10 protein-coding genes and 2 tRNA genes are annotated in these 12,157 nt (G+C 70.3%); 7 read left to right on the plus strand and 5 right to left on the minus strand.

All coding sequences use genetic code 11. From position 1 onward, the window contains the following. The first annotated feature begins 20 nt into the window (after nt 1-20). Nucleotides 21-1,109, plus strand: a complete 1,089-nt coding sequence (locus AB8O64_RS23970; protein ID WP_370421301.1) for a PDZ domain-containing protein — start codon at nt 21-23, stop codon at nt 1,107-1,109. 28 nt (nt 1,110-1,137) lie between these two features. Here AB8O64_RS23970 and AB8O64_RS23975 read toward each other — a convergent pair whose 3' ends face one another. Further along, nucleotides 1,138-1,716, minus strand: a complete 579-nt coding sequence (locus tag AB8O64_RS23975) for a PPA1309 family protein (RefSeq protein WP_130879797.1) — start codon at nt 1,714-1,716, stop codon at nt 1,138-1,140. 143 nt (nt 1,717-1,859) lie between these two features. On the opposite strand from AB8O64_RS23975, the gene AB8O64_RS23980 reads away from it, so the two are divergent. The 4 genes from AB8O64_RS23980 (at nt 1,860) to AB8O64_RS23995 (ending at nt 7,285) form a co-directional block, all read left to right on the plus strand. Beyond that, nucleotides 1,860-4,742: a UPF0182 family protein gene (locus AB8O64_RS23980; protein WP_370423949.1), complete on the plus strand. Its 2,883-nt coding sequence runs from the start codon at nt 1,860-1,862 to the stop codon at nt 4,740-4,742. Nucleotides 4,743-4,793: 51 nt separating this feature from the next. Further along, a tRNA-Met gene (locus AB8O64_RS23985) sits at nt 4,794-4,867 on the plus strand. Nucleotides 4,868-5,105: 238 nt separating this feature from the next. Continuing rightward, on the plus strand, nt 5,106-7,073 hold the full coding sequence (locus AB8O64_RS23990; RefSeq protein ID WP_370421303.1) for a tetratricopeptide repeat protein: 1,968 nt from the start codon (nt 5,106-5,108) through the stop codon (nt 7,071-7,073). A 138-nt stretch (nt 7,074-7,211) separates the two neighbouring features. Beyond that, nucleotides 7,212-7,285: transfer RNA gene (locus AB8O64_RS23995), tRNA-Met, on the plus strand. 132 nt (nt 7,286-7,417) lie between these two features. On the opposite strand, the gene AB8O64_RS24000 is transcribed toward AB8O64_RS23995, so the two are convergent. Then, nucleotides 7,418-7,834, minus strand: coding sequence for a Fur family transcriptional regulator (locus AB8O64_RS24000; protein ID WP_370421305.1), 417 nt, complete (start codon nt 7,832-7,834; stop codon nt 7,418-7,420). A gap of 180 nt (nt 7,835-8,014) precedes the next feature. On the opposite strand from AB8O64_RS24000, the gene AB8O64_RS24005 reads away from it, so the two are divergent. Further along, nucleotides 8,015-9,490: a catalase gene (locus tag AB8O64_RS24005; RefSeq protein ID WP_370421307.1), complete on the plus strand. Its 1,476-nt coding sequence runs from the start codon at nt 8,015-8,017 to the stop codon at nt 9,488-9,490. 106 nt (nt 9,491-9,596) lie between these two features. On the opposite strand, the gene AB8O64_RS24010 is transcribed toward AB8O64_RS24005, so the two are convergent. Together AB8O64_RS24010 and hisN are read right to left on the minus strand one after the other, a co-directional pair. Further along, on the minus strand, nt 9,597-10,007 hold the full coding sequence (locus AB8O64_RS24010; protein WP_370423950.1) for a cyclic nucleotide-binding/CBS domain-containing protein: 411 nt from the start codon (nt 10,005-10,007) through the stop codon (nt 9,597-9,599). Between the two features lie 197 nt (nt 10,008-10,204). Continuing rightward, the gene (gene hisN / locus AB8O64_RS24015) at nt 10,205-10,999 is read right to left on the minus strand and encodes a histidinol-phosphatase (RefSeq protein ID WP_361928947.1); all 795 of its coding nucleotides are present in this window, start codon (nt 10,997-10,999) and stop codon (nt 10,205-10,207) included. A 123-nt stretch (nt 11,000-11,122) separates the two neighbouring features. Between hisN and AB8O64_RS24020 the strand changes: the two genes are divergently transcribed. Then, entirely contained in the window at nt 11,123-11,737 is a 615-nt protein-coding gene (locus tag AB8O64_RS24020; RefSeq protein WP_370421309.1) for a TetR/AcrR family transcriptional regulator, read from the plus strand. 40 nt (nt 11,738-11,777) lie between these two features. Here AB8O64_RS24020 and AB8O64_RS24025 read toward each other — a convergent pair whose 3' ends face one another. Continuing rightward, on the minus strand, nt 11,778-12,101 hold the full coding sequence (locus AB8O64_RS24025) for a multidrug efflux SMR transporter (protein ID WP_130879804.1): 324 nt from the start codon (nt 12,099-12,101) through the stop codon (nt 11,778-11,780). Nucleotides 12,102-12,157: the final 56 nt, after the last annotated feature.

Consider the following 12,157-nt stretch of genomic DNA (forward strand, 5'->3'; position numbering starts at 1 on the left):
CCGTCCCGTACTGTCGTTCCATGCCCCGCCGCACCGCGACGATGCTCGCCTCCCTCCTGATGCTGATCGCGCTGCTCTGCGCAGGCGTGCTGATCCCCGTGCCGTACGCGGAGATGTCGCCGGGGCCGACGTACAACACCCTCGGTGAGCACGACGGCGAGCCGGTGCTCCAGATCTCCGGTCACAAGACGTATCCGACCAGCGGCAATCTCAATATGACGACGGTCCGCGTCACCGGCTCGCAGTACCGGATGAATCTGGTCGAAGCGGTCTACGGCTGGCTCGCGCACGACAATCTGGTGGTCCCGCACAGCACGCTCTATCCGGACGACAAGACTCCGGACCAGCTGAACCAGGAGACCGCCGAGGAGTTCAGCCAGTCCCAGGAGAGCGCCAAGGTGGCGGCGCTCAAGGAGCTGAAGATCCCGGTCGGCACGCGCGTCGTCGTGGCGTCGGTCGTCAAGGGCAGCCCGGCCGAGGGCGCCTTGCACGCGGGCGATGTGATCAAGGCCGTCGACGGCACGGAGATCAAGCAGCCCGGCGACGTGGCCAAGCTCGTCACCAAGCACCAGCCCGGCCAGGAGGTCTCCTTCCGGGTCGTCCCGGCCAAGGAGGCGGCCGCGGCGGAGAAGGAGAAGCGGGCGCCGAGGCAGGAGCGGACGGTCAACCTCGTCACGGGCAAGGCCCCCGACAAGCGGGCCGTAGTCGGCATCCAGGCCGGGATCGACCACACGTTCCCGTTCACCATCAACATCAAGCTGACGGACGTCGGCGGGCCGAGCGCCGGGCTGATGTTCGCCCTCGGGATAGTCGACAAGCTGACCCCGGAAGACCTCACCGGCGGCAAGTTCATCGCCGGCACGGGCACGATCGACGACACCGGCAAGGTCGGGCCGATCGGCGGCATCGAGATGAAGACGGTCGCCGCGCGGTCCAAGGGCGCCCGGTTCTTCCTCACGCCCAAGGACAATTGCGCGGCGGCCGCCAGGGACACCCCCAAGGGCCTCACGCTCGTCAAGGTCGACACCATAGGTGACGCGACGAAGGCCCTCGAGAAGATCCGCAAGGGTGACGCGGCGAGCCTGCCGAGCTGCTCGGCAGGCCGCTAGGCGCCACCCCCGCGGACGCGGGCGGGCGTCAGCCCTCGAACGTGGCCGCGAGGGCCTCGGCCAGGCCCGGTACGAGGTCGGCCCCGGTCAGCACCTCGTTCGGCGAGTCCTTCTCCCGCAGGCGCAGCGCCGACTCGCGCGCGCCGTCACGCAGCACGGCGACGGTCATCCGGACCTCCTGCCGGTCCGGGTGCGCCGCGACCCACTTGGCGAGCTGCTTCTCGTTCATCCCGTTGGGCACGGTCCCCTCGGCGGACGGCGGCAGCATCAGCCGCTCCACGGTCAGGGCGCAGCCGACCACCGCGTCGGGCCAGGCGATGGTGCCGAGGAACTTGTCGAGAGCGGTGCCGCGCGGCAGCTCGTCCTGCTCGATCGGGGTGAGCGAGGTGGCGTTGCCGGGGGTTTCGTCGAGGCCGAGCTGGGCGGCCAGGCCGGGCTCCTGGGCGCGCAGTTTCGCGGTGTCGACCAGGGCGAAGAGACGGGCGGGCTGGTCCCAGCCGAGGCCGGAGGCGTACTCGTCGATTTCGAGCACGGCTCGGGTCAGCGGGCTGGCGGCCATCGGGGTGCCGGGTTCGGAAGGGCTGGGGAAGCTGGGAAAGCTGGACATGGTCACAATCGTGCCCTGAGAGTGACCAAAAACGGGAACTGAGTAAAGCCTCGGTAAGTTGCCACACTGGGTCCTACTATCGCTGGGCCTGATCGACAGCTTCATCGACAGCGAACTTCGAGGTGCGCACCTTGGCTTTCCAGATGCCGGACCGCGGCGGAGGCCCGACGAGGCCACGGATGAGAGTCGGCCGCCCGTCCCGGCGTGTCCGGACCCTGCTCATGACATTGGGAGTGCTGGCCGTCCTGGCCATGCTCTTCGTCATGTTCGCCGGGTACTGGACGCAATGGCTCTGGTACCGCTCCGTGCACTACTCCTCCGTCTTCACCACCACCCTGGGCACCAAGATCGGTCTGTTCGCGGTCTTCGGACTGCTGATGGCCCTCGCGGTGGGATTCAACATCTGGCTGGCGCACCGGCTGCGGCCGCCGCTGAGCGCGATGTCGGGGGAGCAGGAGAGCCTCGACCGCTACCGGATGAGCATCGCGCCCTACAAGAAGTGGGTGCTGCTGGCCATCGCCTCGCTCGTCGGGCTGGTCGCCGGCGCGTCCGCGGCCGGGCAGTGGCGCACCTGGCTCATGTGGATCAACGGCGTGTCCTTCGGCCAGACGGACCCGCAGTTCCACAAGGACATCGCGTTCTACACGTTCGATCTGCCCTGGTACCGCTTCCTGCTGAGCTTCGGCTTCGCGGCCGCGGTCCTGTCGCTGATCGCCGCGACCCTGGTGCACTACCTCTACAACGGTCTGCGGCCCACCAGCCCGGGCGCGCGGGCCACCGCGGCGGCCACGGGGCACCTGTCGGTGCTGCTCGGCATCTTCGTCACGCTCAAGGCCGTCGCGTACTGGCTCGACCGGTACGGCCTGGCGGTGAAGTCCAGCGGACTGAAGTCCACCGAGGGCTGGACCGGTCTGCGGTACGTCGACGCCAACGCCTATCTGCCGGCCAAGACCATCCTCTTCATCATCGCGCTGATCTGCGCCGTGCTGTTCTTCGCGACGCTCTGGCGGCGCACCTGGCAGCTGCCGGTGATCGGCTTCGGTCTGATGGTGCTCTCGGCGGTCCTGATCGGCGGGCTCTACCCGGCGATCGTGCAGAAGTTCCAGGTCCAGCCGAACGAGCAGGCCAAGGAAGCCCCGTACATCAAGAAGAACATCACCGCGACGCGCGAGGCCTACGGCATCGACGGCTCGAAGGTGACGGACTACGCGGGCACCAGCGATCTCAAGGGCAAGGACAAGCAGAAGCTGCGTGACGCGGCCGACTCGACCGCCAGTCTGCGGATGCTCGACCCGAACATCGTCTCGCCCACGTTCCAGCAGCTCCAGCAGGTCCGTGGGTACTACCAGTTCCCGTCCACCCTGGACGTCGACCGCTACAAGGTCGACGGCAAGGAGACGGACACGGTCGTCGGTCTGCGCGAGCTGAACATCAACGGCATCCCCGAGCGCAATTGGATCAACGACCACTTCAAGTACACCCACGGCTACGGCGCCATCACCGCGAAGGGCACCGCCACCGTCGGTGAGGGCGACCCGGACTTCACCGAGAAGAACCTGCCGACCACCGGCAAGCTCGGCTCGTACGAGCAGCGGGTGTACTACGGCGAGAAGACGACGCAGTACTCGATCGTCGGCGGGCCGCAGAAGGAGCTGGACTACTCCGGCGACCGGGGTGAGAAGAGCTACAGCTACCGGGGCAAGAGCGGTGTGAACCTCTCGAACCCGGTCAACCGGGCCGCCTACGCGGTGGCCTTCGGCGAGCCGCAGATCCTCTACTCGGGTGCCATCGGCGAGGGTTCGCGGATTCTGTACAACCGCACGCCCAAGGAGCGCGTCGAGGCGGTCGCCCCGTGGCTGACCATCGACGGCGACGCCTACCCGGCGGTCGTCGGCGGCCGCATCCAGTGGATCGTGGACGCCTACACCACGACCAACGGCTATCCGTACGCGTCCCGCACGACCCTCGGTGACACGACGGCGGACTCGCTGACCACCGGACAGCGGGCGGTGGTGGCCCAGCAGAATCAGGTCAACTACATCCGCAACTCGGTGAAGGCGACCGTGGACGCCTATGACGGCACGGTGAAGCTGTACCAGTGGGACACCAAGGACCCGGTGCTCAAGACCTGGATGAAGGCCTTCCCGGGCACGGTGAAGGCCAAGAGCCAGATCTCCTCGGACCTGATGGACCACATGCGCTACCCGCAGGACCTCTTCAAGGTCCAGCGCGAGCTGCTCACCCGCTACCACGTCACCAGCCCGGGCACGTTCTACACCGGCAGTGAGCGCTGGGAGGTGCCGAACGACCCGACCACCAAGTCGAAGAACGCGGTGCCGCCGTACTACCTCAGCATGAAGATGCCGGACCAGCAGGAGCAGTCGTTCTCGCTGACGACGACGCTGACGCCGAAGAGCCGGGAGAACCTCGGTGCCTTCATGGCCGTCGACGCAGATGCGAAGAGCCCCGGCTACGGCAAGATCAGAATCCTGAAGCTGCCGTCCGAGACCACGGTGTCGGGCCCCCAGCAGGTGCAGAGCAAGTTCAACGGTGACCCCGAGATCGCCAACAAGATCAATATCTTGAAGCGCGGGGACTCCGAGATCGAGTACGGCAATCTGCTGACCGTGCCGCTCGACGGCGGGCTGCTGTACGTGGAGCCCGTCTATGTGCGCGGTGCCGGCACGAACTTCCCCCGGTTGAAGAAGGTCCTGGTGACCTACGGGGAGAAGACCGCCTTCGAGGACGACCTCACCAAGGCGCTGGACGTGGTCTTCGGGGTCAGGAGTCCGGACACCGGCACCGAGCCGCCGGCGGACACCCCCACGAAGCCGCCGTCCCAGGACCCCACGGTCAAGCAGGCCCTGAAGGACGCCCAGGACGCCTTCGACGCGAGCCAGAAGGCGCTCGACGACAAGGACTGGGCGGCCTACGGCAAGGCCCAGCAGAGCCTGAAGGAGGCCCTGGACCGGGCCGCCAAGGCCGAGGCCAAGGCTGCCGAGAAGGCGACGAAGCCGGGCAGCTGAGAAGTCCGGTGAGGCCCCACCCCGCGCCGTGGTACGGTTGTTTCACAACGGCGCGGGGTGGAGCAGCTCGGTAGCTCGCTGGGCTCATAACCCAGAGGTCGCAGGTTCAAATCCTGTCCCCGCTACTCAAAGACAAGGCCCGGAGTCCTCGGACTCCGGGCCTTGTCGTGTGTCCGGGGCAGGGCGTCCCGAAATTTTGGTGACCGTACCCCGGCGCGCCGTGGCCTGTGGGGGTTGTGTGCGGGGCTTCTGAATAGAGTTTGCAGCACGGCCGTGTCGGGAAGTCGGGAAGTCGACAAAACGCTGAAGTGACCTCATCGGCTGCGGTATACCAGGTGTACGCGGGTTGCGGGTGGTGCGACGATGGGTCTTATGGGGGACAGGACGAGGTTGTTGGGGACACGTCGGCTTGTGGAGGCTCCCGGTGACGGGAGCGATCAGGAACCGCAGGCGTTCGGCTCGGAGGCGGCCGGCCCCGGCGGGAGCGCCGACACGGGCGACCTCTCCACCGACGCCGCCGACCTCGAACTCGAAACCGCCCGGCGCCGGGCCGAGGAGTCCGGCGACCCCGCCGCCCTCAGCATGCTCGGCGCGCTGCTGCTGCGCCGCGGCGACCTCGACGGCGCCGAGCGCCACCTGAGGGCCGCGACCGCCGACGGCGACCGCTCCGCCGCCAACAATCTGGGCGTCCTGCTGCACCAGCGCGGCTACGCGGACGAGGCCGCCTCCTGGTGGCGCGTCGCCGCCGTCGCCGGTTCGGCCGCCGCGGCCCATGCCCTCGGCCGCTACCACCGCGAGCGCGGCGACGAGCCCGCCGCCGAGTACTGGCTGCGGCAGTCCGCCGAGTCCGGGCACGCCCTCGGCGCGTACGCCCTCGCGGATCTGCTGGAGCACCGCAGCGACGTGGGCGCCGAGCGGTGGTTCCGCTCCGCCGCCGAGCGCGGGCACCGCGAGGCCGCCTACCGCCTCGCGCGCATCCTCGACGGCCGGGCGCCGCGCCGTGGCACGGGTCCCGGCGGCCTCGCCGGGCTGGACGGCCTCGGCGACGGCCCCGGCGGCCTCGGCCCCTCCACCGGCACCCGCTACGCCTCGGCCGGCGGTGTCGACACCTCGGTCCGTGATCTGCGGGCCGCGGCGGCCGGCCGCCGCGACGAGAGCGCGGCCGGTGAGGCCGAGCAGTGGTACCGGCAGGCCGCCGCCCGCGGCCACCGGCGCGCCGCCCTGCACCTGGGCACCCTGCTGGAGGCGCGCGGCGAGATCCAGGAGGCCGGGCGCTGGTATCTGACCTCCGCCAAGGACGGGGAGTCGCGTGCCGCGTGCGCCCTCGGCTTCCTGCTGCGCGACGCCGGTGACACCGAGAGCGCGGCGATCTGGTGGCGCCGCGCCGCCCAGGACGGCGACGGCAACGCCGCCAACGCACTGGGCGCCCTGCACGCCGACCGGGGCGAGTCGCAGCAGGCCGAGCGCTGGTACCGCGCCGCGCTCGACGCCGGTGATGTCAACGGCGCCTACAACCTCGGCCTGCTCTGCGCCGAGCAGGGGCGCACCGCGCAGGCCGAGCAGTGGTACCGCCGGGCCGCCTACGCCGGGCACCAGGAGGCCGCCAACGCGCTGGCCGTGCTGCTGCTGCAGGGCGGCGACTCCGCCGGGGCCGAGCCGTGGTTCTCCAAGGCCGCCGAGGCGGGCAGCGTCGACGCCGCGTTCAACCTGGGCATCCTCTACGCCGGGCGGGACGAGGAGCGGTCGGCCTTCGAGTGGTACGAGCGCGCCGCGGCCGCCGGGCACACCGACGCGGCCCTCCAGGTCGCCATGGTCCTGCTGCGGGACGGCGAGGACGAGGAGGCGGAGCGCCATCTGCGGGTCGCCGTGCGCGGCGGCAGCGCCGAGGCGGCCTTCCGGCTGGGCGCGCTGCTCGACCGCGACGACGAGACGTGGGAGGAGTGCGAGAAGTGGTACGGGCACGCCGCCCGGCAGGGCCACCGGCGGGCCCAGGTCCGGCTCGGCATGCTCGTCGCCGCACGGGGTGACGTGGTCGAGGCCGCGCACTGGTACCGCCAGGCCGCCGAGGCCGGCAGCCGCAACGGCGCCTTCAACCTCGGGCTGCTGCTCGCGCGCGAGGGCAGCGAGCCCGAGGCGGCGCTGTGGTGGGCCAGGGCCGCGCAGGCCGGCCACGGGCGGGCCGCGCTCCGGCTCGCCCTGCTGGCGGCCCGGCGCGGCAATCTGGCCGAGGGGCAGCACTGGTGCGCCCGCGCTGTCGAGCTCGGCCCGGCCGAGGTCGCCGAGCGGGCGGCGCGGCTGCGGGACGCGTTGCAGCAGGAACTGTCGGCGTAGAGCCGGCGGGCGCCCTCGTCGGCCCAGTGGCCCCGGGGCTGCGGCGTCCCGGCCGTGGCCGTCCCGAGGCCGTTCGCACGGGTGTTTGCATACCCGTTTGCCTGAAGGGCTACCGCCGGGTTACAGTTGGGTCAACGACGCGGGGTGGAGCAGCTCGGTAGCTCGCTGGGCTCATAACCCAGAGGTCGCAGGTTCAAATCCTGTCCCCGCTACTCGAAGACGAGGCCCGGATCCTTCAAGGATCCGGGCCTTTGTTGTATGTCCGGAGCCGTTCGCGCGCCCTTTGGCCCGTCCCGGGGAAACGGCGGCGGCCATGGCCGCCGCCGTCCGTCACGGGCGTCGCGTCACGCCGTCGAGCAGTTCGGGCAGATGCCGCGGTAGGTCACCTCGACCGCCGAGACCTGGAAGCCGAAGCGCTCGTGCGCCGGGAGGTCGGCGAGCAGGTCCCCGGAGGGGTGGACGTCGCGGATCGTGCCGCACTGCGAGCACACCAGGTGCTGGTGCGCGTGGTGTGCGTTCGGGTCGTAGCGCTTGGCGCGCCCGTCCGTGCTCACCTCGAGGATCTCGCCCAGGGAGACCAGCTCGCCGAGGGTGTTGTACACCGTCGCGCGCGAGATCTCGGGCAGGAGGTCCGCCGCCTTGGCGTGCACCTCGTCCGCGGTGTAGTGCACGTGGTCCCCGTCGAGGACCTCGGCGACGACGCGTCGCTGCGCGGTCAGCCGCCAGCCGCGTCCCCGGAGCCGTTCCAGCAGGTCACTCATGCCATCACCTATCAGTCAGATAGGACCAGCGTAGCAGCGAGGCTTGTCCATCAATGGATCGCGTATTTATGTCTGATCCATCTTGACTTAGACAAAGTCCAATGTAGGATCGAGTTCGGCTCGGGCCTCCGGAGACGGTGACGCGGGCCCGGTGACAGGACGAAAAAGACGGAGGCGCACGTGTCGGTTCAGGGCGAGGCCATTTCGGGAACGGGTCCGCTGACCACGGAGTCCGGAGCTCCGGTCGCGGACAACCAGAACAGTGAGTCCGCGGGCCTCGGCGGCCCCGTCCTGGTGCAGGACCAGTCGCTGATCGAGAAGCTCGCGCACTTCAACCGCGAGCGCATTCCGGAGCGCGTGGTGCACGCCCGTGGCGCCGGGGCGTACGGCACCTTCACCGTGACGGCGGACGTCACCCGGTACACCCGGGCCAAGTTCCTCTCCGAGGTCGGCAAGCAGACCGAGACGTTCCTGCGCTTCTCCACCGTCGCGGGCAACCTGGGTTCGGCCGACGCGGTGCGCGACCCCCGCGGTTTCGCGCTGAAGTTCTACACCGAAGAGGGCAACTACGACCTCGTCGGCAACAACACCCCGGTGTTCTTCATCAAGGACGCCATCAAGTTCCCCGACTTCATCCACACCCAGAAGCGCGACCCGTACACCGGCTCGCAGGAGGCGGACAACGTCTGGGACTTCTGGGGGCTGTCGCCCGAGGCCACCCACCAGGTGACCTGGCTCTTCGGCGACCGAGGCATCCCGGCCTCCTACCGCCACATGAACGGCTACGGCTCCCACACCTACCAGTGGAACAACGAGGCCGGCGAGGTCTTCTGGGTCAAGTACCACTTCAAGACCGACCAGGGGATCAAGAACCTCACCACCGCGGAGGCCAACCAGATCTCCGGCATGGACCCCGACAGTCACCAGCGCGATCTGCGCGAGTCCATCGAGCGCGGGGACTTCCCGAGCTGGACCGTGCAGATGCAGATCATGCCGGCGGCCGACGCGGCGACCTACCGCTTCAACCCGTTCGACCTCACCAAGGTGTGGCCGCACGAGGACTACCCGCCGATCGAGATCGGCAAGCTGGAGCTCAACCGCAACCCGGAGAACATCTTCGCCGAGGTCGAGCAGTCGATCTTCTCTCCGGCGCACTTCGTGCCGGGCATCGGCCCGTCCCCGGACAAGATGCTCCAGGGCCGGCTCTTCGCCTACGGCGACGCCCACCGCTACCGCGTCGGCATCAACGCCGACCACCTGCCGGTGAACCGTCCGCACGCCACCGAGGCGCGGACGAACAGCCGTGACGGCTACGCCTACGACGGCCGCCACGGGCGGGCCAAGAACTACGAGCCCAACAGCTTCGGCGGACCGCAGGAGACCGGCCGGCCGCTGTGGCAGCCCACCGAGGTCACCGGCTACACCGGTAGCCCCGAGGCTCCCTCGCACGCCGAGGACAACGACTTCGTCCAGGCGGGCAACCTCTACCGGCTGATGTCGGAGGAGGAGAAGGGCCGGCTGATCGACAACCTCGCCGACTTCATCGCCAAGGTCTCGCGCGACGACATCGCCGAGCGCGCGATCAGCAACTTCCGCCAGGCGGACCCCGACTACGGCAAGCGGCTCGAAGCCGCGGTCCAGGCCCTGCGCGGCTGAGTCCCGCGGCGGCCCGACCGCCGCGGGGCTGGTCCCAACAGCCGCTTGCCGTACCCACCGGAGGGACCGGACGCCAATGGGCTCCGGTCCCTCCGGCTTTTTCCGCTCAGCCCGCCAGCACGCCCGGCTGCCGCCGTCCGGCGCGCAGGGGTGCCCAGCGGCGGATGATGTCGCGGACCGACACGATGCCCACGGGCCCGTCCCCGTCGAGGACGATCAGATGCCGGAAGCCGCCGTGGGCCATGGCGCACGCGGCGTCCTCCAGTGTCCATTCCGGGGCCGCGAAGACGACGTCCGTCGTCGTGTGGCCCTGCGCGGTCTCCCGGTCCGGATCCTCACCGGCGCCGACCGAGTTGAGGATGTCGCGCTCGGTGAGGATGCCGAGCCCGCTGGTGTCCGGATCGAGGACTATCGCCGCTCCTATTCGGCGCGCGGACATCATCCGCGCGGCCTGCCTGAGGGTGTGGGCGGGGCCGATGGTGAGGACCACCGTGCTCATGGCGTCGCGGACGAGCATGGTCGGAGCCACCTCCTTGGTGGACCGTGAGTCCGAGAAAGGATTCACAAGTTCACAAGCATGGGGCTGTCATCGTCACACGGCCGAGCGGGCACAACAAGGGGTCGTGCGGAGGTGGAAGCACCGATCCGCGCGCTTCGATATCGAGGTTTGGGCCGGGAGCGCGTCCTGACGGTGAACGGCTCCCGGTGGCGTGCCTACTTGCTGAAGTAGCCCAGCAGCTCGTCGTGCAGCAGTCCGTTCGACGCGGCGGCGTTCCCGCTGTGCGGGCCGGGGCGGCCGTCCAGGCCGGTGAAGCGCCCGCCCGCCTCCTCGACGATGACGACGTTCGCCGCCATGTCCCACAGCGACAGCTCCGGCTCCGCGCACATGTCCACCGAGCCCTCGGCGACCATCATGTACGGCCAGAAGTCGCCGTAGCCGCGGGTCCGCCAGCAGTCGCGCGACAGATCCAGGAAGCCCGGCAGCATGCCGCGCTCCTCCCAGCCGGACAGCGAGGAGTACGCGAACGACGCGTCCTCGATCCGGCCCACCCGCGAGACCTGCAGCCGCGACGCCGACAGCAGGCTGCGGCCGGTGAAGGCCCCCGCGCCCTTCGCCGCCCACCAGCGGCGGCCCAGCGCCGGCGCCGACACCACGCCGACGACCGGCTCGAAACCGCCCTCGACCTGCACCATCAGCGAGATCAGCGTGGCCCAGACCGGCACCCCGCGGACGTAGTTCTTGGTGCCGTCGATCGGGTCGACGACCCAGCGTCGCGGACCCGTGCCCTCGGCCCCGAACTCCTCGCCCAGCACGGCGTCCCGCGGGCGGGCCCGCTGGAGATGGCCGCGGATCAGCTCCTCGGCGGCCTTGTCCGCCTCGCTCACCGGAGTCATGTCCGGTTTGGTCTCGACCTTGAGGTCGAGGGCCTTGAACCGGTCCATGGTCGCCGCATCGGCGGCGTCCGCGAGGACGTGGGCCAGGCGCAGATCATCGTGGTAGTCGGACATGACTGCACAGTACCCGGGGGTACCCCGCAGTCCCGTGCGGCCCGCCCGGGTCTTGACACCGTCTGGCGGTGCGTCAATTCTGAGCCCAGACCGTCGTGCGGCCGCACGGCCGGGGAGGCGACGATGCCCGCGGCACGAGAACTCTTGCTGGACGCGGCCTTCGTGGCGCTCGCCGCCCGGCCCTGGAGCGGGGTCCGGATGGTCGACGTCGCGGCCGCCGCCGGGGTGTCCCGGCAGACGCTGTACAACGAATTCGGTGGCAAGGACGGCCTCGGGCGCGCCCTGGTGCGCCGCGAGGCGGACGTGTTCCTCGCCGGCGTGGAGCGCACCCTCGCCGACGCCACCGCCCGTGGCATCGGCGATCCGGGTGACCACTGCGCCGCCGTGGCCCTGTGGACCCTGCGCACGGCCCGGACGAACCCGCTCGTACGGGCCGTGCTCACCGGCTGCCGCAGCGAGCGGCTCCCGGCCACCGTGCCCGCCGCCGTCCCGGCGCAGCGCGCCCGGCCCGAGACGCCGGTGCTGCGGGGCGCGCCCACCCCCACGGCGATGGCCGACCGGATCACGGACCGGGTGGCCGGTGCGATCACGGCCCCGGCCGCCCCGGAGACCGCCCGGCGGGCCTGCGCGGCCGCGGTCCGCCTCACGCTGTCCTATGTGCTCGCCCCGGGCGACTCCGACGAGGCGGTGGCGGTCGACGTCGCGCGTCTCGCCCGCGCCCTCCTCGCCGACGGGTGACGGGCGGGAGGCGGCACACGGCCCGGCGGCCGACGGGGCGTCAGTGGGAGGAGCCGGAGAGCTGGAGCCCGATCACGCCCACGATCACGAAGGAGATCGAGACGAGCTTGAGGGTGGAGACCAGGTCGTCCAGGAAGACCATGCCGTAGATGGCCGTGCCGGCCGCGCCGATGCCCGTCCAGACGGCGTAGGCCGGGCCCACGTCGAGCCTTCTGAGCGCGAGCGTCAGCAGGCCGAAGCTGCCGAGCGCGAAGCAGGCGAAGGCGATCGTGGGCCACAGCCGGGTGAAGCCGTGGGAGAGCTTGAGGCAGACGGCGAAGCCGGTCTCCAGCAGTCCGGCGACCACGACCAGCAGCCACGCCATCAGATTGCCTCCCGTATTCGCGACCGCGCCGGCAATCCGGTGCTCTTGCATGCCCT

It is taken from the genome of Streptomyces sp. QH1-20 (assembly GCF_041283565.1).
Lineage (GTDB): Bacteria > Actinomycetota > Actinomycetes > Streptomycetales > Streptomycetaceae > Streptomyces > Streptomyces syringius.

Bases quoted from the DNA above. Each gene is read 5' to 3' on its own strand.
- AB8O64_RS23990 (WP_370421303.1), top strand. From the start codon at position 5,106: ATGGGTCTTATGGGGGACAGGACGAGGTTGTTGGGGACACGTCGGCTT.
- AB8O64_RS23970 (WP_370421301.1), top strand. From the start codon at position 21: ATGCCCCGCCGCACCGCGACGATGCTCGCCTCCCTCCTGATGCTGATC.
- hisN (WP_361928947.1), bottom strand. From the start codon at position 10,999: ATGTCCGACTACCACGATGATCTGCGCCTGGCCCACGTCCTCGCGGAC.
- AB8O64_RS24020 (WP_370421309.1), top strand. From the start codon at position 11,123: ATGCCCGCGGCACGAGAACTCTTGCTGGACGCGGCCTTCGTGGCGCTC.
- AB8O64_RS23980 (WP_370423949.1), top strand. From the start codon at position 1,860: ATGCCGGACCGCGGCGGAGGCCCGACGAGGCCACGGATGAGAGTCGGC.
- AB8O64_RS24025 (WP_130879804.1), bottom strand. From the start codon at position 12,101: ATGGCGTGGCTGCTGGTCGTGGTCGCCGGACTGCTGGAGACCGGCTTC.
- AB8O64_RS24000 (WP_370421305.1), bottom strand. From the start codon at position 7,834: ATGAGTGACCTGCTGGAACGGCTCCGGGGACGCGGCTGGCGGCTGACC.
- AB8O64_RS24010 (WP_370423950.1), bottom strand. From the start codon at position 10,007: ATGCTCGTCCGCGACGCCATGAGCACGGTGGTCCTCACCATCGGCCCC.
- AB8O64_RS23975 (WP_130879797.1), bottom strand. From the start codon at position 1,716: ATGTCCAGCTTTCCCAGCTTCCCCAGCCCTTCCGAACCCGGCACCCCG.